Source organism: Clostridium yunnanense, from assembly GCF_016595795.1.
Taxonomy (GTDB): domain Bacteria; phylum Bacillota; class Clostridia; order Clostridiales; family Clostridiaceae; genus Clostridium_AR; species Clostridium_AR yunnanense.
Genome location: NZ_JAENHN010000048.1, coordinates 93,125 through 119,257 on the forward strand (window position 1 = coordinate 93,125; position 26,133 = coordinate 119,257).

Genomic DNA, 26,133 nt, shown 5'->3' on the forward strand with positions numbered 1-26,133 from the left:
AGGCTTTATAGTTTAGCTAGTATGCTCTTTATTGACAACAATATCTTTATGAGGAATATTCATCTCTATATATAATTTATCTCCCTCTTCCAAGTTATATTCTGTACTAGTAATATCGGCAATTAAATTATTGTAATATCTTTCTCTATACTTCTTACTAAAAAGATATTTAAAAAGCCACATATCATATCTCTCCTGTCTTCTAGGAATATTATGGATTTATTTTGTATTAATTTTCTACTTTTTATACCTATATAATATAAATCACCAATTTCCTATACAGTAAAAAAAAGTGATAGAATTACGGACGCACCACTTCATAATAAAATTTATTATTTTTAAATTCTCTCACCAAAACCCGTGAGAGTTTTAAAAATAAATTTCGGATCGAAGTGGTTCATCTTTATATCTATCACACATGAAAGGGAAAAGTAAGGTTTTATATATTATTATGATTATTAAGAAATAACATAATTTAATTTTTATAAAGCAAAGGCGCTTTTACCCTAATAGTAAAAGCGCCTTTGCTTTATATTAGTATTATAACATTTTCATAAGTTTTGTCAATACATTTTTCCACCTTTCTATATTACAAGCGTAAATATTCTCTTTTTATCAACAATTCAAGTTCACAAGTATTAATTTAATCTTTCAACTATATCTTTATATGCTTATTGTTTGTATGAAATTTATGTCTAGATCCTTGCATAAATACTTTTTTTCATTTCTATAAAATTTTTATTTTCTATTCTTAATTTTTTTATTTGAAATAACATTAATTTTGTATATTCATCGATAATATCTATGTTTTTAATTATTTCTATTGATATAGTATTTTGGTTTTGTTTATAATAGTTATTCATTCTCTCTAACATAACTTCTCGAATGTAACTATATATATATTTGTCAAACCTGTCCACTTCATTATAAATAGAAACAAATCTATCATTTATAATGGTTATGCATCTAAATATTTCTCCTAAATCTAATTGTTTATAAACTTTATTATAATTGTCTTGAATAAATATTCTACTTCCTTTTCTTTGTTCTTTCAGCCTATATAAAATACCTTTCGTACTTTCATCATAAAGCTTGTTTATTTCAAACAATTCCTTAAAAATATAATCCGACACATCGTATTCTAATATAGTTTTAATTATCTTATAACTTTCTTTATCACATTGTAGTAGTATGTTATTGAAATTATTGAATGTCAATCTAATCTGCTCACATCTCTTAAAAATTAATTTAGAATTTTTATTTACCCATTCAAAATATTCTAATAATTCATTTGATTTTAATTTTGATATCTTGTTTTTGTCTGCAAATTGACCATTAATTATATAATACTTCAATTTACTTTTCAGTTTGATAATCTTTTCTGTTATATGTATATTTTGTATCATATTTCTTCAACCACTTTATTTTGTTTTAGTAACTTTTCAAAATTAGAGCATTCTAAAGGTTGACTTAATAAAAATCCTTGTACTTTGTTAAATCCATTTTCTTTTACAAATTCTAGCTGAGTATTATTCTCTATCCCCTCAATAATTATGTTATCATTTATAGATTTAAGAAATTTAAATATTACTGTGGTTTGCTGCCTCTTACGCAAATCATATTCAATATTATTCAAAAAAAACTTATCTAACTTAATAATATCAAAAGGTAAGCTCATTGCACTAATTAAAGATGAATTGCCTGTTCCGAAGTCATCTAATGCTACTTTTATTCCTAAACTTTTTATATTTTTAATTATATTTAAAGCCCTCTCATAAGAATCTATAAATATTCTTTCCGTTATCTCTAATTGTAAATACTCAGGTTCTAAGTCAAATTCAAGTAAGATATTTTCTAAATTACTTATAAAATTCTTATCGTAAAATTGTCCCTGGCTGATGTTAACGGATAGAGGAATAGGTTGAAGACCTTTCTGTCTCCATATCATATTCTGTCTACATGACTCCCTTATTACCCAGTTTCCAAATTCAATTCCAAAGTTGTTTTCTTCAATAATTTTAATAAATTTATCTGGCTTTATTAGCCCTTCTATCTCATGTTTCCACCTTATTAAAACTTCTGCAGACTCTATACTACCATTATCTATATTAAACTGAGGCTGAAAATACAATAAAAATTGCTTCATATATAAAGCTTTCTTTAAATCCATAGCTAACAGCTTTTTCTTAATTAAATTATTCTGCTTATTAAATATCTTGTAACAACTTCCTCCTTCTTCTTTAGCTTGCTCTAAAGCTATCTCTGCTTGTTGCATCACATCTTGAGGATGGCTTGTATGATTAGAATATAAACTTATTCCAATACTTAATGTAATACAGACACCTTGTCCATATATAATTATTGGTTCTTTAACTCTGGTTAGTAATTTTTCCGACATTGAAATAATATTATCTATACCTTTTTTCTCACAATTTATATGTACATACTTGTCTCCACAAAATCTAAAAAGAGAGCCATTACTTGAATATATTTCTTTTATGATGCTCATTATTTTATCCAACACTAAATTACCAAAATCATATCCATAAATCGTATTTATATCTTTAAAATTTTCTATATCAAATATTACAAGTACTATAGAATCATTTCTTTTTATATTCTCATCTATAATTAAGTTCATTTCCTTAAAAGAATAACTTAAATTATAAAAATTGGGTTTAAAAATTTTTTTCTCAAAATTAGAATTCACTTAGTCCCCTCCTCATTTGACTTATATGTAACAATACTTTATATTACTATTACAAAATAAATATTTTGTCTAAAAAATCGTTATTACTCTTCCTTAATAAACCATATTTCTTGTTATTATCCTTTTTTTATTTAATTTCCTTTAATATTTTATTAGTTTTATATTTTTTTATAAAATTATACTAAATTTTTATATAAAAAATTGGTTACTAAGTTATATTATGTTATAATATTTTGGTCAAAATATTTATTTTGTATAATATTTTGCGTTGGGAGGATTATAGTGAGAAATACAGGTTCTAAAATCAAATATTTTACACAGAATGAGATGAAACGCATATTTAATGCAATAGAAAACTCACCCACTTCGCATTCATTGAGAGATTTAGCTATTTTTAGAGTAGCTTATAGGTGTGGATTAAGAGCATCAGAAATTGCCTTGATAAAAAGAGAAGATTACAACTCAAACAAAGGTGAAATCTATTGTCAAAGACTAAAAGGAAGTAAGAATAATACTATTAGACTTGATACAAAAACAAAAGATATTTTAGATAAACATATAGAGTGTTCAAATATAATCTTAGACTCTGAAGTAATTTTTAGAAGTCAAGAGAACAATCCAATTTCTAGACAAACCTTAGACTATTTAATAAAAAAATATTGTTTACTAGCAGCTGTGGAGGATAAAAGCAAGCATCACTTTCATTCAATAAAACATACTACCGCTGTTCATTTAGCAGAATCAGATATGGATATAAAAGAACTGCAATGGTGGCTAGGTCATAAAGTAGTTTCTAACACTGAAATATATTTTCAATTTACTACAAGGCAACAAGAGAGGATGTACACTAAATTAGACGAAAGAAGTGAAATGGTTTAGTTTTATAAGATCTTGTTTTCTTACATTATGAAAAAATCACTGAAGCGACTTTCAGTGATTTTTTCTGCATTTACCTTTCCCAATGCATATGAGGGGAACTTGGCATGCGACACATTCTTCTTTTTTATTCTTTAATCTATATTATGCTTGAAGACTGAAATTTGTATTATTCAACCCCAAATATTTACTTACATATTTTTGTTCCAAAAACAATATCTATATCCTTACATATATTACTATCTATAAATCCATTCTTACACATATCATTTAATATGTCCATTGCCTGAGCATGACTTAATGATTGTCTATACGGTCTTTCCTCTGTAAGTGCCTGATAAATATCAAGACAACCCATTAGTCTTGAATTAAAATCTAATTGTTTATGGTTTTTTCCAAAAGGATACCCTAATCCATTAAGTTTTTCATGATGATTAGCTGCCCATTCTGCAATATCTTCAAAACCAGTTATTTGCTCTAACGCAACTCTAGTATAGTAAGTATGTTCTTTAATAACTGAAAATTCTTCCTCACTTAGCGAACTAGTGCTATCCAATATATCATTCGGTACAGCTAACTTACCTAAATCATGTAAATCAGCTGCTATTATCAACTTAAATCTTTCTTCATCGCTATAATCATAAAACTCAGCCATAAGATCAACTTTTTCTGACAATTCTTTAGAATGTCGTTGGGTGTATTGTGATTTGGAGTCAATTATCCTAGAAAGCACCTGAGTTATAGATCTTATTTGTTCAAAAGAAATATCAACTGAATACTTTGGTTGGATTTTTTGTAAAGCTAATGCTATAAAATTATCTTTTAAATCAATCCAAAAACTAGTATGGCTAGATACCCTTAAGAAAGCCTCTACCAATTTTGCTGAATAATGTGTATTCTCTTTACTTTTTATAAAATCCTGTATTCTCTTTCTGATTTGAAAATCACTAGTTCTCAAATCAAAATTTAATTCAATCTCATCTGCCATTGAAATTATTTGAGACATCTTAGGTATATCTTCGCCTTTAATATTAAAGTAACCTGTTCCATCATATCTTTCATGATGATATTTGATTACATTAGTAACATCAGTAAGGAAAGGATACATACTTATGCTGTCTTCTCCAATACTGCAATGAGCTACTGTGTCTTCAGCATTCTTGAGACTATAATTACTTTCTGTATTAATTTTTTTAACTAATCCTCTTTCTACTGCACCAATATCATGAAGCATACCTAAAGCCACTATATCATGTAGTTCTTTAAAACTTAATCCAAGCTCTTTGGCTATTTTTAATGATATGTACGCAGTTCTCTTTCCATGGTTGGAAGTAACTCCTGATAGATCCATTTCTATAAAGTCTAACGCAAAAGATACTGCAGTTAGAAATTCATTCATATAAAATAGCATTATTTATATTACTCCTTTGTCCATTTTTCTATAGCGGTGCTACAATTCCTTAGCTAATCTCATTCTTTTTAAAAGCTTCAGAAGTTATATTTTCTAAAAACTATAGCTTACTTTTTATAAACTTTATATTATAGGGTTTTAACTTCAACTATTAAGTTATGTATGCCTAAAATTCATAAGTGCACGATTTTCGAACATGCATAACTTAAGTTTTCGTAATGGAACACTATATATATGGATGTACCACTTCGTAATAAAACTTATTATTTTTAAATTCTCTCACTATAACCCTTGAGAGTTTTAAAAATAGCTTTCGGTTCAAAGTGCTACATCTTTAATTCTATTCTACCACCTTTATACTTTATTACACTAGTCATATTTTTTCCTAATATCAATTATCGTTTAAAATACATTATCTTATTTAATATTTTTTAAAAAGCAAAAAAGGAATCGTTCCAGATTCCTTTTTTTATATAAAAACTTATTAAGACAGTATTCCTAACCAGTACCCTATGATACCTACTGCAAATAATCCAAAGATTATCCAAATAGCACCAACCTTCTTCTTTAACAAGCTCATGCAAGCGAATGTTAATACAAGTGGGACTAAGCCAGGCATTAATTGATTTAATATATCTTGAACTGTAGTTACAACTTCTTTACCTTGTTGATTAGTAATTTTTGAAACCACTAGAGGTATATTAACAGTAGTCCATCTTGAAACTAGAGCGCCCATTACGAATAATCCTAGAATCGAAGCTCCTTCTGTCAATTTTTGAAGTCTGTTTCCTGCCATATCTTTTACAACATCAAGACCTTTTTTGTATCCATATTCAACACCAAACCATCTTATAGCAAGACGTACTGCATTAAATAATACGAAGAATAATATTGGACCTGCAATACTTCCAGTTAAAGCTATTGAAGCACCAAGAGCTGCAACTACTGGTCTTAATGTTCCCCAGAATATTGGGTCGCCAACACCTGCCAAAGGTCCCATAAGACCTATCTTAATACCATTTATAGCACCGTCATCGATTGGTGCTCCGTTAGCTCTTTCTTCTTCCATAGCTGCAGTAACACCAAGTATTGGAGCAGTAACGAATGGTTGAGTATTAAAGAACTCAAGATGTCTCTTCATTGCTAATTTTCTTTCTTCTCCTTCGTACAGTCTCTTTATAACTGGTACCATTGAGAAGCAATATCCTAAAGCCTGCATTCTCTCAAAATTCCATGATGCTTGGTGGAAGTTCGAACGAATAAACACGCTAGTTAAATCACTTTTGGTTAATTTTTTTTGGTTATTATTAGCCATGATAATACCTCCTTCTACTAATCATCTAATTCGTCATCTGCATCACTGTTGCTTGCTACTCCTGCAACTACAGCTGACTTATTATACTTAGGGCTTAATTGTATATAAACTATTGCTAAAACTGTTCCTACTACACCAAATCCTACTAGGTTTAATGTTGAGAATGCTGCTACGACAAAACCTAGGAAGAAGAAAGTCATTAAGTATTTTGCTTCCATCATGTTGATAACCATTGCGTATCCAACTACAACTATGAATCCACCTGCTACTTGTAACCCACGAGTTATAACTTCTGGTATTGCCCCTAACATATTTTGAACTGCATCAGTTCCAACGAACATTGATACTAATAATGCTGGTATAGCAACACGTAGACCTTGAATTGCTAACCCACCTAAGTGCATAAAATCTATACCCCTTAAGTTACCTTCTCTTGCATATTGGTCAGCTTTGTGTTGTAAAACAACTGACAAGGTTCTCGCGAATATTGTAAGGACTTGTCCTGCAGCCGCTATTGGAATAGCTACTGCGATACCAGTACCAATGCTTTGTTTTCCACCTATAACTAATATTGTTGATACTATACTTGCAAGTGCTGCGTCTGGTGCCATAGCTGCTCCTATGTTCATCCAGCCAAGAGCCATCATTTCAAGAGTACCACCTATTATAATACCTGTTTTTAAGTCTCCAAGAATAAGTCCGATTAGTGTACACGCAACTAGTGGCCTGTGAGTTTGAAATTCATCAAGAACACTACCCATACCAGAAATACATGCAACTATAAATATTAATACGATTTGCAGTGCATTGATAGTCATTTTTCTTTCCTCCTTAAAAATAAATTCTTTATTAAAAAATTATTTAATAAACGTTTTCATAAAACTACACAAAATAACACTTGAGCTTAATGACAAAATCAAATTTTTGTCATCATATCAACTTTAGAGTCAGTGACTACCTTTCTTATTTCTAATTCAATACCTTTTTCATTTAGCGCCTTAAATGAATCTATATCCTTTTGGTCTACAGAAACAGCACTTGTTACTTGCTTCTTTCCTTCTCTAAATGCCATTCCGCCTATGTTAACACTCTTTATATCTACTCCACCCTGAACCATTCTTAATACATCTGTTGGGTTTGTGAAAAGTAGTAATACTCTTACACCTTCGTATTTAGGATTTTGATAAACTCTTATAGCTTTTTCTACATCTACAACACTTGCTTTAACCCCTGGAGGCGCAACTTGTGTTAAAATAGTTTTTCTTATTGGGTCTGCTGCAACCTCATCATTACAAACTATTATTCTTTCACATCTAGTTTCCTTTGACCAAATTGTAACCACTTGTCCATGGATTAATCTGTCGTCAATTCGTGCTAAAACAATATTCATTTTATAAATCCTCCTCATTGCTTTGAGATAATGTTTCTTTTAATGATTTTATACTTTTGATACCAGCTTCTTTTGCTACAATTAAAACTTCTTGAACACTGGAACCAGCCCTTACTCCAAATGTCTCAAGTAGCATTGGTATACTAACCCCAGTTACTACATCCATATTTTCATTTTCTACAGCTATTCTGCTTGCTGCATTAAATGGACTTCCACCAAATAAATCTACTAAGAAAAGCACCCCTTCTTGGCAGTTTAATTCTGACATCTTTTCTCTATATCTCATCAGAAGGTCATCTGTATTTTCACCTGGTTCGAATGTTACTGCTGCTACATTTTCTTGTTTTCCATATATCATCTCTGCTGACTTTAACAACTCTTCTGAAGATTTTCCATGAGTTCCTATAACTAGAGCTACCATTCTTTTATCCCCCCCGAAATCTTAATCCCTATCTCTCACGCTTTTATATTTAGCAACTATCGTGCCAAAATAGTGTATCAAAATATTTTTATATCTAAATACAGTATTTAAGCCAAAGTTTTTTTCAAAAACTTATAAAATCCATTTCACTAATACACTTTTAGATTTTTTTAATACTCTAAAATTATCTATATTAGACTTTTGATACTTTTCTCAATACATCATTGAAGCATTTCAACGATATAATAAATTTCATCATCCGATAATTCTATATTCAATGAGTTTTTCACCATATTATTGCAATCTTTTAGTGCATTAATTACATTCTTATCTAACTCATCTATGTTATCTCTAAATATTAATCCATCGTTAACTACCATTCTTTCCAAAGCACACCCTACATGAACAACTATCTTGATACACATAGAATTATCAAACTTTTTATTTAAGTTTGTTTCTAATACTCTTAAAAAAGTCATTAATACACTAATAACTTTAAAAGGGTTTAAAAAAGTTAGAAATTGTTTTAAACTATCAAGGCATAAATCTTTTACTACAATATTAGTATCCTTTGGTTTAACTTGTATATGATGCTGCTGAACTATACCCGCAAGCATCTGTTCTCCATTGCCACCAATTAAATCTTCTAATGATATGAAAGGTGCACTAATGCTTGGATTCATTATTCCAACCGAAGCAATAATGTCATATCTATTTTTTATAGAGTCCATCTTTTTATTTAACTCTTTAACTCCTACAGGTATTATCTCAATTTCTTTATCAGTTAAATTAGTTATAATATCACTTACCAGTTCTTTCAGCTTCTCTGCTGTTCCTACGCCAGTTGAACATATGGTTATAATCGCCTTATCCTTATCATTTGTGGATTCGCTTTCTATCATCAATCCACCATATCCTCTAAAATCTCTTAAAGATTCATATATGGTTTCTAAATCCATATCAAATATATTAGCTTTTCTAACAGCCTCTAATACTAAAGGAGTTGATACCATGTCTATTGTCTTAACCTTTACCCCAGTCTTTTCTGTTATAATGGAACCAAAGTTAGCTAAAGATCCCATATCTACTAATAGCAATACACCTTTTCCCATATCTATTTCTTTAACCTTACTTATCATGTCGTCTAATATCTTTTTAGGACTTACTTCTAAAGGCATATCAATAGCATCAACTACACCTTCACCTAAAAGCTTCTTAGCTACATTTACCATGCTGCTCGCAGTATTATTCCCGTGAGTTGCCACAATAACAGCTACATGCTCAGCCTTTTGGGCATCATTTATGGTACTGATAAGAAGTGTGAGATATATTGTTTCCATATCTGGAACCACAATATTGTACCGCTTTTCAATTAGATTTTTAATTTCCATAGACATATTGAATTCTTCAGGGTTATCTTTAATTATGTCTTCTATATTTGCATATCTTAATGGAGTATTTCCTTCAACTCTTTTTAAGAATGCACTTAGGTGCAGACTTAAGGCATACAAAAATCTCTCATTCAGCTTTTTACTTGTTTTCTTTTCTATAAGAAGTTTAATTTCTTCAGCGAAATTTAGTATATCTTCATTTACTATCTTCAATATTTTTTCTCTATCCGATGCATTGTTTTTAAACTTGTCATAGAAGCTTTTAATATGAATATTAATATCTGTGGTTATGAACTTTTTTATAAATTCTTCGTCTAACCCTTCATATTTTAATACCGCTGCTTTATCTTCAATAATCTTATATAAATTGAAAGGTGGTTCATATGCATCTTCTTCTATTAGGTTTATATAACCACCAGGCGTTACTACTATTTGAGAATCTATATATTGAGACAATTCTTCAATTTCTTTTCTTTTTCCACTCAAACTAAATAATCCACTTTTTATATCTGAAGGCAATGATTTAAAATCAATATCTATAGAGTCTTTATTATCTATACTATTTAGAAATCCCTTAGCACAAACAAGCTGTATATTAGACTTCATTTGACCTATGTTTCCATAAGAAGCACTACCTATTAATGCCTTTACAGCATCGGATTCGATTCTTATTTTTTTATTTACTCTATGAGCTTCATTTGATAGTAAAAACTTAAGTATATCTAGTTTATCTTTAACAGGTCGTTCTTCTAAACTTGGTATATTAATTACTATAGGTATTCTTCTGACAAAAGTCTTAAGTAATGACGATCCTGGCTCTTCCGTTGTAGCTCCTATTATTAATACACTAGATTTTCTCTTTCTATCTGTATCTCCTAACTTATTATAGGTACCAGTATCCATGAAGTAAAAAATCATTTCTTGTCCCTCAGGTGGAAGTCTATGGATTTCATCTAAAAAAAGTATTCCTCCATTTGCTTTTTCAACTAAACCACCTTTTTCAATATCGGCTCCAGTAAAAGCACCTTTTACATGTCCAAAGATATGTGATATTAATAATTGTGGATTGTTATAATAATCTGCACAGTTAAAAATAATAAATGGAGCTTCTTCACCAAGTCTTTGTGAGTACCTAGCATAGTTGTACATCATATTTGCAAATAGAGTTTTGCCAACTCCTGTTTGTCCAACTATTAAGGTATGCAAACCATTTGGAGGGTATAGCATAGCAGCCTTAGCTTGTTCAATTTGATTCTTAAGCCCAGATTCCGCCCCAATTAAAAAGTCAAAAGGACTTTTAAGCTCACTCTCTTCACTTTCCCTGCCTTCTTCTCTAATTAACTCCTCGACACTATCAATCTCAATTGGCCCATCTTCAAGCTTATATCCTATAATTTCTTCTATTGAAGGCTTATCAAGATACAGAACAGGCCGTCCTTTTATTTTTATTATTTTATCTTGCCTTAAAAGAGTATTAAGTTCCATGCTGACATTGTTCCTTAGAATATCTAACTTCTCCGATATATCAATGGCACTAAATCCAATGTTAGTATTTAAATCACACTTAGTTATCTTTTTTGTTTCACCAACTATGTAACTATACACCCTATCGATTCTTTTCACCTTTATACCTCCTTTTATCTATTTACGCTTGTCCTCCGAGATGGTCGATTAAATCTTTTTATTATTACATTATATATAGATGCACCTATAATATTACAAAGAAAAAAGGAAACAGTTTCTTTAAAGAAACCATTTCCTATATAAAGTATTGAGATCACTATCTAAATAAAGCTACAAATACCAATGTTATTGTACTTATAAGCTTAATCAAAACATGAAGTGATGGACCTGCAGTATCCTTAAATGGATCTCCAACAGTATCACCTACAACTCCAGCTTTATGTGCTTCAGAGCCTTTTCCACCCATGTTTCCAAGTTCAATATATTTCTTCGCATTATCCCATGCTCCACCACTGTTGTTTAAGAACAATGCCATTACAACACCTGCTATTGTACTTATCATTAAAAATCCTGCTGCTGCTTCTTTTCCTAAAAGCACACCTACTAGTATAGGAACTGCTATTACGATGATACCAGGAAGTATCATCTCTTTTAAAGCTCCCTTTGTAACTATATCAACGCAGCTAGCGTAGTCAGGTTTTGCTGTTCCTTCCATGATTCCAGGTATTTCTTTAAACTGTCTTCTTACTTCTACGATTATATACTGAGCTGCTCTTCCAACCGCTCTTATAGCTGTTGAACTAAATAAGAATACAAGCATAACACCTATAAAGGCTGCAATAAACACTTCTGGTTTACCTATATCTACACTAAACCAAGAATCCAATGGTTTCCCTAATATCTTCTTAACTTCATCAAGATAAGCTGAGAATAAAAGGAAAGTTGCAAGTGCAGCAGATCCAACTGCATATCCTTTTGTTAGTGCCTTAGTAGTGTTACCACAAGCATCTAATCTATCAGTTATAACTCTTACTTTTTCAGGTGCACCAGACATTTCTGCTATACCACCTGCATTATCAGTTATAGGACCAAAGGTATCCATTGCTAATACGAATGCACAAGTTGAAAGCATTCCCATTGTAGCTATAGCAGTACCATATAGTCCTGAATTAGCTATTCCCCCAAGAGCTGCCTCTCCTAATTTATATGATGCAAAAATTGCAACTGAAATAAGTAGTACTGGTAATGTAGTTGATTCCATACCTATAGAAATTCCAGTTATTATATTAGTAGCTGGTCCAGTTTCACAGGATTTTGCAATCTCTTGAACCGGTCTATGATCACAAGAAGTATAGTAGTTAGTCAAAACTACAAATGCATATCCTAGTGCTATACCAGTGACAGCACAACCATAAAGTAACCAATAATTTATTTCATTACCATTAGGAAGAGTTCCTCCTAGCATGTACTTAACGTTAAATATTAAAAGGATTAATACTATAATTGTAGTTATACCATAACCCTTATTTAATTCAATCATAGGATCTTTACTTTCATCCTTAATGTTTACAAAGAATATACCAACTATTGATGCTAAAATTCCTAATGCTCTTGCTACAAGTGGGAACAAAATCCCCTTAACACCAAACACAGGATACAGTGCAACACCAAGTATCATAGCACCTATGTTTTCTGCAGCAGTAGATTCAAATAAATCTGCTCCTCTTCCTGCACAGTCACCAACATTATCTCCAACCAAGTCAGCTATAACTGCAGGGTTTCTTGGATCATCTTCTGGTATACCAGCTTCAACCTTTCCAACTAAATCTGCTCCAACATCAGCAGCCTTTGTATATATTCCACCGCCTAATTGAGCAAATAATGCTACAAGAGACGCACCAAAACCAAACCCAACAATTAATGATGGGGCTTCTTTTATTAGAACATCATTTCCAGATGCACCGCCAAATATTAAAAATAATGTTGTCACACCTAAAAGTGATAAAGATGTAACTGCAAGACCTGTTATAGTACCACCTCTAAAAGCTATTTGCAATGCTTTATTTAAGCCTTTTCTAGCTCCTTCAGCAGTTCTTACATTACAATTTACTGTCATGTACATTCCAATATATCCTGATATAGCTGAGCAGAACGCTCCTGTAACAAATGCGATTCCAGTATGCCATGCTATACTAAATGCATCTACGCCTTCTTTAGATTTGTTAGCAAAATAATCTGAGCATGTAATTATTATTAGAACAATTAATGCAATTATTGTTATGGTTTTATACTGTCTTTTTAAGAAAGCCATAGCTCCTTCTCTTATTGCTTCTGAAATTTCCTGCATCTTTTTATTACCCTTATCTTGCTTAAATATGTATTTTGCAAGATAAAGTATAACCAAAGCTGAAATTAGAACAACCCCATAAATTATGACAAAATAAACTGTCACAAACAACATCTCCCTCATAGTAGTATTATTAACTTATGATAGCGTACTAACATTACAATCATCTTAAGATAACTGTAACTCTTCCTATGTTTATAATAGTAAGCATAAATTCATATGTTTGTACAACAAATACTTTTCATTAAAGAGATTTTTATTGAATTTAAGTAACCTTTAATACATATATAATGCGGTTATTAGATATAGTATCAATAAAAAATATTTAGCTTATGTTTTTGCTATATCACCTACTTCACTTAAGTTTATCTTATTTTTTAGATATAAATATTATTACTTGTCCCACATTAATAATATTCATAGCGTATATAAATTTTTGTAATATTAACGGTCTTGGCTTTATATTAATTAAAAGACAAAGCCAAATCACCTCCACATTATATACCCTTTGCAATATTTTGGCAATTTTCAAAATATTCTAATATTCATTAATTTAGGCGATAATAGTCAAAATCAGCCAGTCTATATTAATTAAAGCATGATTCTTTTGAAAATGTTTACTTTTTCAATATTTTACTTAATCTTCACATTGTTGTTTCATAATTTAAATAGCTATATCTAGCATCCATGCCAACTTTGTATAAAATGACAAAAATAAAAAAGTGTACTGAAGCGATTTTCTTCAGTGCACTTTTTTAACGCATCTGCCTTTATATAACACATTATTTTCTAAAAGCAGCCATAACTATCTCATCATAGTATCTTCCATCTTTAAACAACTCATCCTTAAGAACTCCTTCAACTATGAATCCACACTTCTCATAACTTTTTTGTGCTCTTTTATTAAAAGAAAAAACAGAAAGCTTAACTTTGTTTATATTCATATTGTTGAATATAAAATCCAGAAGCACTTTCATCGCATCAGTACCATATCCTTTACCCAAATACTCCTTGTCTCCAATCATGATACCAACTGTAGCCGTACGAGCTAGCCAGTTTACCTTCTGAATACCGCAGCCACCTATATATTTCTTAGTTTGGATATCTTCAATAGCAAAGTTGTATTCTCCTGTCTCTGTGCTCTTTTGCGATTTCACCCATTCCTCTTCTTCCCATGAAGTCATAGGAAATGGGATTCCTGTTACCAGAAGTTTTTTAAGTTCCCTATCATTTACCATCTCTACTGCTCTAGGTATATCCTCTTCTTTATAAGCCCTTAAGCATACCTTTTCTCCATAATACATAACTCTTGTCCCCCTTTTGTTTAAATGTATACTGAAGACAAAAACTATTACAAACTAAATGCATATTACATAGCTCATATAGCTTTTAACTTAAATGTTAAAAACTAGTATATCACTTCAAAATTAACTTGTCATCTATTTACTATCAAATAGTTCCTATGCTTTAATCATAATTTTCTTCTATTAGTATTTTTAGCATTTTTGCTGGATTGTTTAAAAAGGCTTTCGTTATACTGTAGTGTTCTGTTTCCTCATATCTAACTTCTTTAATACTATCATTTACTTCATAAATTGTGGAATCAGGATAGCTCATAAGGATAGGTGAATGAGTGGCTATAATAAACTGTGAATTTTTTTCTAAAAGACTATGCATTCTTGCAATCATAGAAAGCTGTCTAGCTGGAGATAATGCTGCTTCTGGCTCGTCTAATATATACAAGCCACGCCCATTAAATCTATTCATAAAAACTGAGAAAAAGGATTCTCCATGTGATTGCTTATGAAGGGATTTACCGCCGTAGGACATAAACATACCTGGCACATCTTTTTCTAATTCCTCTATATTTGTAGCTAGATTATAGAAACTCTCTGCTCTTAAAAAGAAACCATCTTGTGGTTTTTTAACCCCTTTTATAAGCTTAATATGCTCATACAATTCAGAATGAGTATCATTAGTGGAGAAGTTAAAATTTATAGTTCCTCCCTCTGGATTAAAGCCATATGCTGTTGCAATCGCTTCTAAAATTGTAGATTTTCCAGATCCATTCTCACCTACAAAAAATGTTACTTTAGGATGAAAATCTAACCTATCTATGCTTCTTACAGCCTTTACGCAGTACGGATATTCTTCCAAAGAATAACCTCTGGCCTTCTTTAATTCCATACTTCTTAGATACTGATTTACCTGTGATAAATTCATATACTATACTTAGCTACATTATCATCTCAGCTAAGCTCTCCCCCTTTTATAAATTCTTATTAAAATGCACTGTTAAACCAACTTATTCTAGACCTTAATCTTATAATTCTTTTGTTTATTTATATATTTCCTGAATATATAAATAGTTAATAAACAACTTAGACTTCCTAAAACTATCCCACCCAATACATCTGAAGGATAGTGCACATATAAGTACAGCCTAGAGAAAGCTATAAGTGCAGCAAGCAGATAAAACGCTACTGAATACGTTCTAAAACAATAAGATAATATGCCCGCAGCTGCAAATGATGCTGTTGTATGTCCCGATGGGAAGGAATAAGAATTAGGTTTCTTAATCAATAATTCCATTCCTGGAACATGGGTAAAAGGCCTTCCACGCTGAACTATATTCTTTATAATAACTTCTCCAAATAGCGCACCAAGTATTATAGCCATTAGCAGCATAAAACCTGACTTTCTATACTTTTTACTAATAATTAACCCTAAGGCTATTGCTATCCATATAACTCCACTATCCCCTAAATTAGTCAAGACAATCATTACTTTATCCAGCCAAAAAGAGTGAAGGTTATTCTTTATGAAATCCAAGATTGAATTATCTATACTGTATATTGATGAAATCATCATACCACCCACTTTACAACTCTTGTTCTTACTCAATCTTAATTATATATACTTAAGCTTAATCTAACCTTAAATATTTCCTTGTACCTATGTATACTTAACTTTCATATATCACTTAAATATAAGGATAGTATCAAATATGTATCTCCACATATTTGAAAAAATCAATTATGTACTATGATATCACACAATTCAAGTTTTTTATTTTAATTTTTTATAAACTCATCATAATAGGTGTTTAAATTTACATTTTTATAAGATTTGAGCGTTGAATATGGTATGATAAATACTATAATAAATATAAGAAAATCTAAAATATGGATATTATTATAAGGTATGCTTACATTTTAACCATTTTATTAAATAGGGAGGTACGAATGGGCAATTATTCTGATGATGGAAAGTTACATATAATGATACTAAATAAAAGTTATATTGAAGCTTTAGACTTGCAAGAAATAGATAGAATGTTAACTGTTTTCAAACGAGATGGAGTTAAAAAATATAAAAATAATATAGTTTTTCAAGTTGATGGCTACGATGATGATCCTCGTGAAATATTTGAAATTCCAGAAATTAAGGCGTTTTATAAGAAAGTATTTGATAAATACCCTTATATGTTATATTTCTTAAGCAATGTAAATTCAAATGATGCATGGGTACTAGCTTGTTTATGTAATAAACATCAAACCTGCAGTGTAGTTGGAAAAACAAATATTGATTTAAAGATGCAATTTGATAACAATCTCTTATCCCAGATACTAAATCAGACCATAGCATATATGAGGCAAATACGGGAAAACTCAAGAAGCATTTTAAAAATGAGAGTAAGACTTGCTTCTATGTTATTATAAAATTAGGCGATGTTAAAGCACCGTTTTGAAATTGATTCTTTAATCATCCTTAATGAGCTTACGCAAAGAATTAACATGAATAAAGCCATGCATAATAGAGGACTTACCTCCATATTTATGCATGGCTTTCGTATTATTTAAGACTTTTGTACATTATGCACTAGCCTTTTTTATCTAAAAACATGAAATATTATAGAAACCCGTTATTTAAATTCTTGTACTAGATTTTCAAAAGCTTGAATTGAGTTTTCTATCATATCGAACTTAACACAATATGACATTCTGAAATACCCCGGACATCCAAAACCACTGCCTGGTACAAGTAGTAAATTATATTTCATAGCCCTTTTTACAAACTCTACATCATCTTCAATCAATGCTTTAGGGAATAGATAAAAAGCTCCTTGCGGTTTTACGCACTGAAATCCTAAGGAAGTAATCTTCTCATAAAGAAAATCTCTTCTTTTTTCATACTCACCTATATCAACTTTTGCTTTTAATGAATCCCCTATAACCTTTTGGAATAAAGCAGGAGCATTTACAAAGCCGAGAGTTCTATTACAAAAACTTAGTGCACCTATTAGTAAATCTATCTGTTCTATTTTGCTGCTAGCTGCTATATATCCTATTCTCTCTCCAGCAAGCCCTAAAGATTTACTGAAAGAATTTACTATTATAGCATTTTTAAATATGGATAATAAACTAGGGATTTTTATGTTTTCATAAACTATTTCTTTGTAAGGTTCATCTGAAATCACAAATATAGTTATCCCATATTCTTTTTCTTTTTCATCTATTATTGATGCTATCTTATTAAGAGTTTCTTTACTGTAAACTACTCCAGTTGGATTATTAGGATTATTTATAATAATAGCCTTTGTCTTTCTGCTTATACTATTTTCGAAAGCTTCAAGATTAGGCTCAAAAGTCTTAGTATCAGGTGGTACTACTACGGTTTTTCCTCCATTATTGTCAGCATAAAAATTATACTCAACAAAATACGGAGCGAAGACAATAACCTCTTCTTCTGGATTCAATATAGACTTTAATACAACATTCAAGCCTCCAGCAGCCCCTACTGTCATTACAATATTATTACATGAAAGCTCTACTCCACTTTCTTCTTGTAAAAGTTTAGCTATCTTCTCTCTTACATCTACATACCCTGCATTGCTCATATATCTATGGATTCCTTTTTCATCCCCTAGAATATGCTTTTTTAGCGACTCTGTAACTTCCTTTGGCGGCTCTGCGTAAGGGTTACCTATGCTATAATCATATACTTTATCTGCCCCATGAATTTTAGCTAGTCTTTCTCCTTCTTCAAACATCAACCTTATCCAAGATGAATTACTCAAATTAGTTATTACTTTTTCTGAAAACACCAAAATGCCCCCTTTTCTTAATGCATCAAATTACTTTTAACATTTATTATACTACTTTATACTTGGATTTTATAGGTAAAGTATCCTTCACAGTAAAATCCTTTTATATTTTCGAAAGAAAACTTTGAAAATATAAATTAAATCAAGAAATAGTTCATTTATATTTTAGTAGATAATTAATAGCTGCAGTTGGAACACTATTGATATAATAAGATAATTAATATAATGAAAATATAATTTCTTAATAATGATGTAAATAACTATAAAGGAGCTAAGTAATTATGGATAATAAAAGTAAAGTATACACCTATATTGCAACCAGTCTGGATGGTTACATTGCCACACTGGATGATGGTTTAGAATGGTTATTTAAAGTAGAAGGTGAGGGTGATAATGGTTACTCTGAGTTCTATGAAACCATAGATACTATCATTATGGGGCGAAAAACCTATGATTGGATAATAACAAATGAAAAAGGTAACTTTCCTTATAAGAATAAGTCTTGCTATGTATTCTCTAACACTTTGGTAGGAAAAAATGAAAATGTTCAGTTTATAAATGAAGATGTAGTTTCTTTCACTAATAAACTTAAAGCATCCAAAGAAGGCAACATATGGGTAGTAGGAGGCGGAGATCTATTACATTATTTTATAAAAGAAAGACTAGTTGATGAATTTATAATTACAGTTGCTCCAACTATAATCGGAAAAGGCATTCCTTTATTTAAAGAAATTGATTTTGAGTTAGAACTAAGACTTAAAAACATAAGAAGATTTAATCAATTTGTTGAACTGCATTACGGGCTAAAATAACCTTAAATTATAAAAGTTTCACTGAAGTAAAGAATATAGAACAAAAAGAGTGAAGTGATTATTTAAATAATCATTTCACCTTTTTTGTTTTTTATAAAGTTTTCTCAGCCATAATAGTGAAAGTTTTAGGAATCCCCTTATCAAAAACTTCTGAAGATAAGTTTGGTTCTTCCTCTAAGCTTTTAATTACTAGACCTGAAGTTGCAACACTTGTTACAATCTCCCCAAGGGTCCATTTACGAAGAAATACCTTTTTAGGTTCGTCATTCTCTGAATATTTATGATACGATACATCCTTTTCTTCTAAAGAAGTATCAAAGTAATCACCAGTTACCTTGTGCTTTCGCACTTTTGCAGTTGATCCCCTAGAACTTATTAGCTTAGTAGATATAGGGTGAAAATCTCTTATTAAAGCAATTCCTCCCTTATCAAGAAGCTCGTATATTACTTTCATAAATGGCGATAAATCTGTAAAGTAGTGTAGTATCCCCATCTCAGCAAATACAATATCATAATTAACTAACAACTGCTCCTTAGGCAACTTTAATACATCAGATACTATATACTCTATTTTTACTCCCGCTGCCTTTGCAAGATCCAAAGCGTATCTCTTATTGCCTTCCGAAAAATCAACTACAGTAACTTGTGCTCCAAGCAGAGCTAATGCAACAGCCTTATTGCCATTGGATCCCATCAAGTTCATTATCTTCTTTCCTTTTACATCACCAAATTTATCATGAAGTATAGAAAGTAATCCTTCAGGATTCTTACTTATTCTCTCTGCAGCTTCTTCTGCCGTGCCAAATCTATTGACCCACGCGTTGTAAGTTTCTTTATTCCATATTTCTTCGTTACTATCTATAACAACCTTGCTCCCACTGTCCGAGCTATTAAAATCCATTATGCCTGTTGTGTCTAATTTTTCTTCCAATTTGAAATCCTCCAAATTCTCTAAACCAATAATTTTCATATCAGATTATACCATCTATTTTAATTATTTACTAAGAATTTATTATATACACCGTAATAATCTGTATTATGCTTTTATATGGATGTACCACTTAGTAGTAAAATTTATATTTTAAATTCTCTACTCAGGACCTAGCAGAGTTTTAAAAATAGATTTCGCTTCGAAGTGGTACATCTTTATAGAGTTCCTAGCTCAACTATTAATTTATACATGCTCGAAAATCCCCAGAACCCGCGATTTTCGAACAAGTATAAATTAAGTTTCGATATAGGAACTCTTTATCAGCTTACTTCCAAGAAAGATTAAACTCACCCTTAGTCTTTTCTCCTACAACTTGTATATGACAAGTACCCTTTTCCTTTGCCGTATATTTAAATACACCACTGTTATCTTCAAGTAGATTTTTTATTTCTTTATCTTCTTCGTTGAAAAATACTATTTTCAAGTTTCCTTCTTTTACTGCAGATGAATAATTAATAGTCAGCTCCTCATCAGCTTTAACTTTTATTCTCTTATTCATGGATCCATTAAAATAGCTATAACTCTTGTTCCATGAATTGAGTGTTGAAGTTTCAAAAGCTCCTCTCTCACTAAAACTATCGGTATAAAACTTACCATTAAATGTACCTTTTATTAATACTGTAACAGCTAGTGACACTACCATTATCACTGCAATGAATATTATCCATACAAATTTATACTTTTTAAATATCTCCATATCAAATTCCTCCTAAACATTAAAATTCATTATCTTAGTACTTATTCTTACAACTAGGACAATAATTCCAGCTTTCCTTCATAATACTTCCGCAATTTGCACAAATCTTGCCTATATCTGCTCCACAGTTTGTACATATGGTTAATCCACGCTCTAAATGTGCTCCACAAGTTTTACATTTTTCTTCTCTTCCTCTGGTGAGCATTAGATAAACTATTAAGGAAACTGGAACGCTGAATAGTGCTAAAACAGCCCATCCCAATGCAAATCTTTCATTTCTATTCCGCGCATCTAAATATATCCACAACGACTGTCCAAGCCAAATTAAAAGGATTATAAAGCTTACGCTAAATATAACCGATTCACCTAAATTCATAAAAAAACTCCTCCTTTAATTCTCTTTTGCAACTTAGGAAGCATGATAAGTGGTATTAAAAGAGATATAAAACTATTTATACTTATCCATATAACAATGCCCATCCTAAATAATATATTAAACTGTATTATAAGTACTAGAAGCACTACCCCACCATATAAAAAGTCAGATATAATAAGCTTTTTCTTTTTTTCCTTATATTGAACTTTATCAATTAAATCACTTACGTTTAACTTTTTAATAAGTCCGAGCTGTTCTAATAAACTGTCATCTAGCAACTTATTTTTGTCTAAACAATAATCATCATGAACCTCTTTATTCCTTTTCATAGATAGATACCTCCTTAGACTTAAACATACTCTTTAACCCCTTGATAGTGTTGTGTAATCGTGACTTTACAGTCCCTTCTGCGCATCCCATTATATTGCTTATCTCTTCTAAGCTATATCCATAATAATGCTTTAATATGAAGGTTACTCTTTTTTCATAACTTAAAGTTTGTAATTCTCTTAGAACTTCTTCAACCTGCATCTTTGCTTCTATTTTATCTTCAACTGCTGATCCGTTACTTACTAAAGATTCATCACTTAGCTCATAAAATTTAATTCTCTTTTGTCTATTATAATTATTTCTGTATAAATTCAAGGCTATCTTTATAAGCCATGTTGAAAACTTACTTTCGCCTCTATATGACTTTATATTTATAACTGCTTTCATAAGGGTTTCCTGAAGTAGGTCTTCAGAGAGATAAATATCTCCAGTAAGCTTTATTATGAATCCATTAAGAGTTTTATAATTCCGCTCAATCAATGTACTAAGTGCCTGTTTATCTTCACCTTTGGCTCTAGTTAAAAGTTCTTGCTCTTCCAAAGTTTTATCCCCTCCCAACTCCATTCATTAAGTAAGACAATTAACTGTAAAAAAAGTTCACTACTTAAAATAATTTCCTTAAATAATTATATATTATTAGTGATACAAACATATATCATTTGCTTACTAAGCATATATGTATGTACAACTATACAAGTAAACAAATTTAACAAACTATCCTATAATCTTATTAATCTGTACTTATTTCAATAATTTTTTATATATAATTACACAAAAATCTCATTAACCTTATCATTGTAAAACGGTTTCATTTAGATTTGAATAATTGACATATACTATAAAAGTAGTAAACTATTTGTAAACCATTATATGTAAAATGTCACAATATTTTTAAAACATATATTTTTTATATTATAAGGAGTGATAAAATGTCTAAAGTATTATTTTTAAACATCCATGGGCACGGACATGTTAATCCAACTTTAGGATTGGTTGAGGAACTTGTGAACCGAGGTGAGGAAGTAACTTATTATTGCTATGATGAATTTAAAGAAAGGATAGAAAGAACAGGCGCTACTTTTAGAAGCTTTAAAACAGAAGTATTCTCTAGAAGTTCTAGCGATCACAAAAATAAGAATGTCAGTATGAATCAAATGCTTAACTTTATAAATACAGTTCTTCAATCAAGTGAATCCTTTATAAATGATTTACTAGATGATATAAAAGGTATTAACTTTGATTACATAATGTATGGTGCTTCTTTCCCTTATGGAAAAATCCTATCTCAAATATTAAAAATTCCTTCAGTGTCTTCCTTTGCTATATTTGCTACCCCACAAGAACTTGAATACGGTGGTGCTAATAAAATAAATATAGACTCGATAAAAGGCCATCCAGTGGTTGATACTTATACAAAGTTATCTAATAATTTAATGAATGATTATGGTGTAAAAATGCCTGGTATTGTGGAATTGTTTTTTAATAAAGGAGATCTAAATATTGCATATACTTCTGAGTACTTTATCCCTCATCCTGAATATTATGATTCATCTTTTAAGTTTATTGGACCACCTACCTACGAGATAAAAGAGAATTTAGATTTTCCGTTCCATAAACTTAAAGATAAAAAAGTAATATATATATCCTTAGGAACTGTATTCAATAAGGCCGACTTACAAATCTATAATATGTTTTTTGAAACTTTTGCTAATACAGACTATGTTATTGTAATGACTGCTTATAATATCGATATTTCAAGTTTTACTATACCTTCAAACTTTATTGTAAGAAATTACGTACCTCAGTCTGAAATACTTAAGTATACAGCTGTTGCTATAACTCATGCTGGAATGAATAGCACAAACGATCTAATATATAACCATATACCTTTTGTTGCAATCCCCTTCGGTGCTGACCAACCTTACATAGCATCAAGAGCAGAAGAATTAGGAGCCGCAATTATTCTTGACAAAGACAAGCTATCTGTAGAAGATTTAAGAAATTCAGTGGAAGAGGTTCTATCAAATACTAGCTATCTTAACAATATAAATAAAATAAATGAATCTTTTAAGCAGTGTGGTGGCTATAGCGAAGCAGTTGATGCCATATTTGAACTTAAAAGCAGAACATTATCTGAGTTATTAGAATTAAATAGTTAAAGCCACATCTCTAATAATGGGGTATGTTTAATAATTATCTTCAATTAAACATACCCTTTAGATTGTAAGTTATTTAACTTACTCTAATTCTTATGAAAATTCAAGAAATTATATAAAGCGCCTATAAGATTAGAGTCATTTGAAAACTCGCATCTTACTACTTCTGGTCTTGGAGGATTTAAGCTCTCCAGCTTACTACATACCTTATCTATATTGTTCTTTATACTATCAATTAATATATCCTGTACGCTTATTCCTCCACCAATAGCAACTCTTTCCGGATCTAGAATGCATTGAAGATTAAATATTTGTACAGCTAAGCCATAGGTAAATTCATCTAGTATTTTTAGAACTTCCTCATCTCCAGAATTGGCATATTCAAAAACCTTATATCCATCTACTTCTTCTAAAGGCAGTCCTTTTGCCTTTGCAACAGGGACAGTTAAACCTAGAGTCCCATTTTTTAAGCCCCAATACTGGTCTCCTATTCCATCAGTAAATATAAAACTAAATTCTCCTGCAAAAAAGTGTTTTCCTTTGTGAAGTTTTTTATCCTTTATTATACCTCCACCTATACCAGTACCAAGTATTACAACAACTCCGTCGTTGCATTCCTTAAGACTTCCTTTCCAAACCTCAGCTAAAGCCGCACACTTTCCATCGTTTTCTATTGTTATTTTTGTAGGACAACGTCTTTGAAGAATTTTCACTATTTCTTTTCCTGAATTATATTCTAAACTTCCACCGGAGTAAGCATATCCCCGTTTGCTATCAAGCACTCCTGGCATGCTTATAGCCATTCCTTCTATGTCCTTGCTGTATCTATCATATATTTCTCCAACAGTATCAATAAAATTCTGTATGTTATCTAATGGAGTAGGAACTTTGCCTTTTTCAACAAACTCAGCCTCTCCAGACATAACTGCGTATTTTATTGCACTTCCTCCAATATCTAAAACTAAATACCTCATATTTTTTCCCTCTCTCTATCATAAAGATAATAGACTCTATCTATATAATACATTTATTTTATTCAGTGATACCAACTAAATCCCTTTTTCTATTTATGAAAATCATAAGTAAATCTCATAAATTTCAATATAAAATAAATAAAAAAATTAAATAAAGCCTCAGGTTAATACCTCGAGGCTTTCTATTAATAAAATTGTATATTTGTTATTTTTCATTTAGTGGCTGTTAAAGCGTCGTATTTAAATTAATCTAAATAATATTCTTAAACATAGTCTTGATTTAATATAAATTTCTCAATGACATAGGATACCCCATCTTCTTCATTGCTTTTAGTCACAAATTTAGCTAAAGCTTTTATTCTATCCTGTGCATTTCCCATAGCCACTCCAAGACCTGCATATTTAAGCATCTCAATATCATTATCCGCATCACCAATTGCTATTATCTCTTCTCTACATATTCCAAGATGCTTAGCTAAGCTTTCTACTCCTAAGGCTTTATTACAATCTTTATTCATAAACTCTATCATGTATCCTACAGTTCTAAGCACACTATAGTCTCGCTTCAAATCTTCAGGAATCTCATTCATAATTCTATCGAGTACATCACTTTGTTCTTCAAGAACAACCTTATGTATTTCATCATCATCATTAATTTCATTAATAAAGTCCACTTTTCTTACCTTTAAGTTTAACCTTTTCTCTTCGGCTTCTGAGAGTTTACTTAATTCACTTACAAAATCTTCTCTCTCAGTAAAAGCATGAACATAAGCACCTAATCCTTTTGTTCTATTATAAATGTATTTAAGATCTTTACCTGTAAGTACTGCACTACTGCTTACCACTGAATAATCTGAGCATCTACATATTACCGCCCCATTAAGACCAATCACATAGTCATCTTCTCCATTAAGTCCTAGCTTATCTAAATAATTTTTTATTCCTTGAACTGGTCTGCCTGAAGTTAATACCACCTTTACTCCTAAATCCATTACCTTCTTTATACTATCTCTTGTAGAATCTAATAAAGATTTATCATTTTGAAGAAGAGTACCATCCATATCTATGGCCATAAGCCTATACATAATTCACCCCACCCTTTAAATTAAGACACTGTCTTGAAATTAAGCGGTTATTCATCCGATGCTTTAATGAGCTTACGCAAAGAATTAATATGATTTTTTCATATTCCATGGCTAAAACTGTAAACTCACTACGTTCGAACAGTACAGTTTGGGAGCGTCATTCCATCTAAAAAAATCATTTAATTCTAATAGCTCGCTCATAGAGCATCTCCTGTATAACCACTTAATTTCAATAATATTCTTAAATATATCCTAAACTAATTATTATATTATTTAACTT

The 26,133-nt window shown here is 30.7% G+C and carries 25 protein-coding genes; 4 read left to right on the forward strand and 21 right to left on the reverse strand.

Annotation, left to right across the window (positions count from 1 at the left end):
* Nucleotides 1–12: 12 nt before the first annotated feature.
* The 3 genes from JHL18_RS17700 to JHL18_RS26500 form a co-directional block, all read right to left on the reverse strand.
* Nucleotides 13–183: a hypothetical protein gene (locus tag JHL18_RS17700; RefSeq protein ID WP_200271680.1), complete on the reverse strand. Its 171-nt coding sequence runs from the start codon at nucleotides 181–183 to the stop codon at nucleotides 13–15.
* Between the two features lie 512 nt (nucleotides 184–695).
* Complete coding sequence (locus tag JHL18_RS17705) at nucleotides 696–1,406, reverse strand: hypothetical protein (RefSeq protein WP_200271682.1); 711 nt, start codon at nucleotides 1,404–1,406, stop codon at nucleotides 696–698.
* The gene (locus tag JHL18_RS26500; protein ID WP_200271684.1) at nucleotides 1,403–2,710 is read right to left on the reverse strand and encodes an EAL domain-containing protein; all 1,308 of its coding nucleotides are present in this window, start codon (nucleotides 2,708–2,710) and stop codon (nucleotides 1,403–1,405) included. Before JHL18_RS26500 ends, JHL18_RS17705 begins: the two co-directional genes overlap by 4 nt.
* A gap of 279 nt (nucleotides 2,711–2,989) precedes the next feature.
* On the opposite strand from JHL18_RS26500, the gene JHL18_RS17715 reads away from it, so the two are divergent.
* The gene (locus tag JHL18_RS17715; protein ID WP_200271963.1) at nucleotides 2,990–3,589 is read left to right on the forward strand and encodes a tyrosine-type recombinase/integrase; all 600 of its coding nucleotides are present in this window, start codon (nucleotides 2,990–2,992) and stop codon (nucleotides 3,587–3,589) included.
* A 184-nt stretch (nucleotides 3,590–3,773) separates the two neighbouring features.
* Here the strand turns inward: JHL18_RS17715 and JHL18_RS17720 are convergent, their stop codons facing one another.
* The 10 genes from JHL18_RS17720 to JHL18_RS17765 all read right to left on the reverse strand — a co-directional run bounded on the left by JHL18_RS17720 (nucleotide 3,774) and on the right by JHL18_RS17765 (nucleotide 16,196).
* The gene (locus JHL18_RS17720) at nucleotides 3,774–4,997 is read right to left on the reverse strand and encodes an HD-GYP domain-containing protein (protein WP_200271686.1); all 1,224 of its coding nucleotides are present in this window, start codon (nucleotides 4,995–4,997) and stop codon (nucleotides 3,774–3,776) included.
* A 484-nt stretch (nucleotides 4,998–5,481) separates the two neighbouring features.
* Nucleotides 5,482–6,312, reverse strand: coding sequence for a PTS mannose transporter subunit IID (locus tag JHL18_RS17725; protein ID WP_200271688.1), 831 nt, complete (start codon nucleotides 6,310–6,312; stop codon nucleotides 5,482–5,484).
* A 17-nt stretch (nucleotides 6,313–6,329) separates the two neighbouring features.
* Nucleotides 6,330–7,130 (reverse strand): PTS mannose/fructose/sorbose transporter subunit IIC, encoded by an 801-nt coding sequence (locus tag JHL18_RS17730; protein ID WP_200271690.1) that lies wholly within the window; start codon nucleotides 7,128–7,130, stop codon nucleotides 6,330–6,332.
* Between the two features lie 98 nt (nucleotides 7,131–7,228).
* Nucleotides 7,229–7,702 (reverse strand): mannose/fructose/sorbose PTS transporter subunit IIB, encoded by a 474-nt coding sequence (locus tag JHL18_RS17735; protein WP_200271692.1) that lies wholly within the window; start codon nucleotides 7,700–7,702, stop codon nucleotides 7,229–7,231.
* A gap of 1 nt (nucleotide 7,703) precedes the next feature.
* Nucleotides 7,704–8,123, reverse strand: coding sequence for a mannose/fructose/sorbose PTS transporter subunit IIA (locus JHL18_RS17740; RefSeq protein ID WP_200271694.1), 420 nt, complete (start codon nucleotides 8,121–8,123; stop codon nucleotides 7,704–7,706).
* 221 nt (nucleotides 8,124–8,344) lie between these two features.
* Nucleotides 8,345–11,137 (reverse strand): sigma 54-interacting transcriptional regulator, encoded by a 2,793-nt coding sequence (locus JHL18_RS17745; protein WP_200271696.1) that lies wholly within the window; start codon nucleotides 11,135–11,137, stop codon nucleotides 8,345–8,347.
* Nucleotides 11,138–11,294: 157 nt separating this feature from the next.
* Nucleotides 11,295–13,439, reverse strand: a complete 2,145-nt coding sequence (locus tag JHL18_RS17750) for a sodium-translocating pyrophosphatase (RefSeq protein ID WP_420839231.1) — start codon at nucleotides 13,437–13,439, stop codon at nucleotides 11,295–11,297.
* Between the two features lie 668 nt (nucleotides 13,440–14,107).
* The gene (locus tag JHL18_RS17755) at nucleotides 14,108–14,629 is read right to left on the reverse strand and encodes a GNAT family N-acetyltransferase (RefSeq protein ID WP_200271700.1); all 522 of its coding nucleotides are present in this window, start codon (nucleotides 14,627–14,629) and stop codon (nucleotides 14,108–14,110) included.
* Between the two features lie 163 nt (nucleotides 14,630–14,792).
* On the reverse strand, nucleotides 14,793–15,548 hold the full coding sequence (locus JHL18_RS17760; RefSeq protein ID WP_200271702.1) for an AAA family ATPase: 756 nt from the start codon (nucleotides 15,546–15,548) through the stop codon (nucleotides 14,793–14,795).
* Nucleotides 15,549–15,635: 87 nt separating this feature from the next.
* Nucleotides 15,636–16,196, reverse strand: a complete 561-nt coding sequence (locus JHL18_RS17765; RefSeq protein ID WP_338025479.1) for a phosphatase PAP2 family protein — start codon at nucleotides 16,194–16,196, stop codon at nucleotides 15,636–15,638.
* 374 nt (nucleotides 16,197–16,570) lie between these two features.
* On the opposite strand from JHL18_RS17765, the gene JHL18_RS17770 reads away from it, so the two are divergent.
* Nucleotides 16,571–17,047 carry a chlororespiratory reduction 6 domain-containing protein gene (locus JHL18_RS17770; RefSeq protein WP_200271704.1) on the forward strand — a complete coding sequence of 159 codons (477 nt, stop codon included), beginning with the start codon at nucleotides 16,571–16,573 and terminating at the stop codon, nucleotides 17,045–17,047.
* Nucleotides 17,048–17,250: 203 nt separating this feature from the next.
* Here JHL18_RS17770 and JHL18_RS17775 read toward each other — a convergent pair whose 3' ends face one another.
* On the reverse strand, nucleotides 17,251–18,432 hold the full coding sequence (locus JHL18_RS17775) for a pyridoxal phosphate-dependent aminotransferase (RefSeq protein WP_200271706.1): 1,182 nt from the start codon (nucleotides 18,430–18,432) through the stop codon (nucleotides 17,251–17,253).
* A 281-nt stretch (nucleotides 18,433–18,713) separates the two neighbouring features.
* Here JHL18_RS17775 and JHL18_RS17780 point away from each other — a divergent pair, with 281 nt between their 5' ends.
* Entirely contained in the window at nucleotides 18,714–19,244 is a 531-nt protein-coding gene (locus JHL18_RS17780; RefSeq protein ID WP_200271708.1) for a dihydrofolate reductase family protein, read from the forward strand.
* A 91-nt stretch (nucleotides 19,245–19,335) separates the two neighbouring features.
* Here the strand turns inward: JHL18_RS17780 and JHL18_RS17785 are convergent, their stop codons facing one another.
* From JHL18_RS17785 to JHL18_RS17805, 5 genes are all read right to left on the reverse strand, one after another.
* Nucleotides 19,336–20,145 (reverse strand): methyltransferase domain-containing protein, encoded by an 810-nt coding sequence (locus JHL18_RS17785; protein WP_200271967.1) that lies wholly within the window; start codon nucleotides 20,143–20,145, stop codon nucleotides 19,336–19,338.
* Between the two features lie 355 nt (nucleotides 20,146–20,500).
* A complete protein-coding gene (locus JHL18_RS17790; RefSeq protein WP_200271710.1) occupies nucleotides 20,501–20,932 on the reverse strand; it encodes a hypothetical protein in 432 nt (143 codons plus the stop codon).
* Between the two features lie 34 nt (nucleotides 20,933–20,966).
* Nucleotides 20,967–21,308: a zinc ribbon domain-containing protein gene (locus JHL18_RS17795; protein WP_200271712.1), complete on the reverse strand. Its 342-nt coding sequence runs from the start codon at nucleotides 21,306–21,308 to the stop codon at nucleotides 20,967–20,969.
* The gene (locus JHL18_RS17800; protein WP_200271714.1) at nucleotides 21,305–21,637 is read right to left on the reverse strand and encodes a hypothetical protein; all 333 of its coding nucleotides are present in this window, start codon (nucleotides 21,635–21,637) and stop codon (nucleotides 21,305–21,307) included. The genes JHL18_RS17795 and JHL18_RS17800 overlap by 4 nt, the downstream gene beginning before the upstream one ends.
* A complete protein-coding gene (locus JHL18_RS17805; RefSeq protein WP_200271716.1) occupies nucleotides 21,624–22,178 on the reverse strand; it encodes a sigma-70 family RNA polymerase sigma factor in 555 nt (184 codons plus the stop codon). Before JHL18_RS17805 ends, JHL18_RS17800 begins: the two co-directional genes overlap by 14 nt.
* Nucleotides 22,179–22,567: 389 nt before the next feature.
* Between JHL18_RS17805 and JHL18_RS17810 the strand changes: the two genes are divergently transcribed.
* Nucleotides 22,568–23,797 (forward strand): macrolide family glycosyltransferase, encoded by a 1,230-nt coding sequence (locus tag JHL18_RS17810; protein WP_200271718.1) that lies wholly within the window; start codon nucleotides 22,568–22,570, stop codon nucleotides 23,795–23,797.
* An 83-nt stretch (nucleotides 23,798–23,880) separates the two neighbouring features.
* Here the strand turns inward: JHL18_RS17810 and JHL18_RS17815 are convergent, their stop codons facing one another.
* Entirely contained in the window at nucleotides 23,881–24,768 is an 888-nt protein-coding gene (locus JHL18_RS17815) for an ROK family protein (RefSeq protein ID WP_200271720.1), read from the reverse strand.
* A gap of 263 nt (nucleotides 24,769–25,031) precedes the next feature.
* Nucleotides 25,032–25,853 (reverse strand): Cof-type HAD-IIB family hydrolase, encoded by an 822-nt coding sequence (locus JHL18_RS17820; protein WP_200271723.1) that lies wholly within the window; start codon nucleotides 25,851–25,853, stop codon nucleotides 25,032–25,034.
* Nucleotides 25,854–26,133 lie beyond the last annotated feature (280 nt).

Coding starts and splice junctions, on each gene's coding strand:
- JHL18_RS17735 (WP_200271692.1), bottom strand. CDS start 7,702: ATGAATATTGTTTTAGCACGAATTGACGACAGATTAATCCATGGACAA.
- JHL18_RS17705 (WP_200271682.1), bottom strand. CDS start 1,406: ATGATACAAAATATACATATAACAGAAAAGATTATCAAACTGAAAAGT.
- JHL18_RS17730 (WP_200271690.1), bottom strand. CDS start 7,130: ATGACTATCAATGCACTGCAAATCGTATTAATATTTATAGTTGCATGT.
- JHL18_RS17785 (WP_200271967.1), bottom strand. CDS start 20,145: ATGGATTTTAATAGCTCGGACAGTGGGAGCAAGGTTGTTATAGATAGT.
- JHL18_RS17750 (WP_420839231.1), bottom strand. CDS start 13,439: ATGTTGTTTGTGACAGTTTATTTTGTCATAATTTATGGGGTTGTTCTA.
- JHL18_RS17820 (WP_200271723.1), bottom strand. CDS start 25,853: ATGTATAGGCTTATGGCCATAGATATGGATGGTACTCTTCTTCAAAAT.
- JHL18_RS17800 (WP_200271714.1), bottom strand. CDS start 21,637: ATGAAAAGGAATAAAGAGGTTCATGATGATTATTGTTTAGACAAAAAT.
- JHL18_RS17780 (WP_200271708.1), top strand. CDS start 18,714: ATGGATAATAAAAGTAAAGTATACACCTATATTGCAACCAGTCTGGAT.
- JHL18_RS17740 (WP_200271694.1), bottom strand. CDS start 8,123: ATGGTAGCTCTAGTTATAGGAACTCATGGAAAATCTTCAGAAGAGTTG.
- JHL18_RS17760 (WP_200271702.1), bottom strand. CDS start 15,548: ATGAATTTATCACAGGTAAATCAGTATCTAAGAAGTATGGAATTAAAG.
- JHL18_RS17810 (WP_200271718.1), top strand. CDS start 22,568: ATGTCTAAAGTATTATTTTTAAACATCCATGGGCACGGACATGTTAAT.
- JHL18_RS17770 (WP_200271704.1), top strand. CDS start 16,571: ATGGGCAATTATTCTGATGATGGAAAGTTACATATAATGATACTAAAT.
- JHL18_RS17765 (WP_338025479.1), bottom strand. CDS start 16,196: ATGATGATTTCATCAATATACAGTATAGATAATTCAATCTTGGATTTC.
- JHL18_RS17795 (WP_200271712.1), bottom strand. CDS start 21,308: ATGAATTTAGGTGAATCGGTTATATTTAGCGTAAGCTTTATAATCCTT.
- JHL18_RS17755 (WP_200271700.1), bottom strand. CDS start 14,629: ATGTATTATGGAGAAAAGGTATGCTTAAGGGCTTATAAAGAAGAGGAT.
- JHL18_RS17725 (WP_200271688.1), bottom strand. CDS start 6,312: ATGGCTAATAATAACCAAAAAAAATTAACCAAAAGTGATTTAACTAGC.
- JHL18_RS17720 (WP_200271686.1), bottom strand. CDS start 4,997: ATGCTATTTTATATGAATGAATTTCTAACTGCAGTATCTTTTGCGTTA.
- JHL18_RS17790 (WP_200271710.1), bottom strand. CDS start 20,932: ATGGAGATATTTAAAAAGTATAAATTTGTATGGATAATATTCATTGCA.
- JHL18_RS17815 (WP_200271720.1), bottom strand. CDS start 24,768: ATGAGGTATTTAGTTTTAGATATTGGAGGAAGTGCAATAAAATACGCA.
- JHL18_RS17700 (WP_200271680.1), bottom strand. CDS start 183: ATGTGGCTTTTTAAATATCTTTTTAGTAAGAAGTATAGAGAAAGATAT.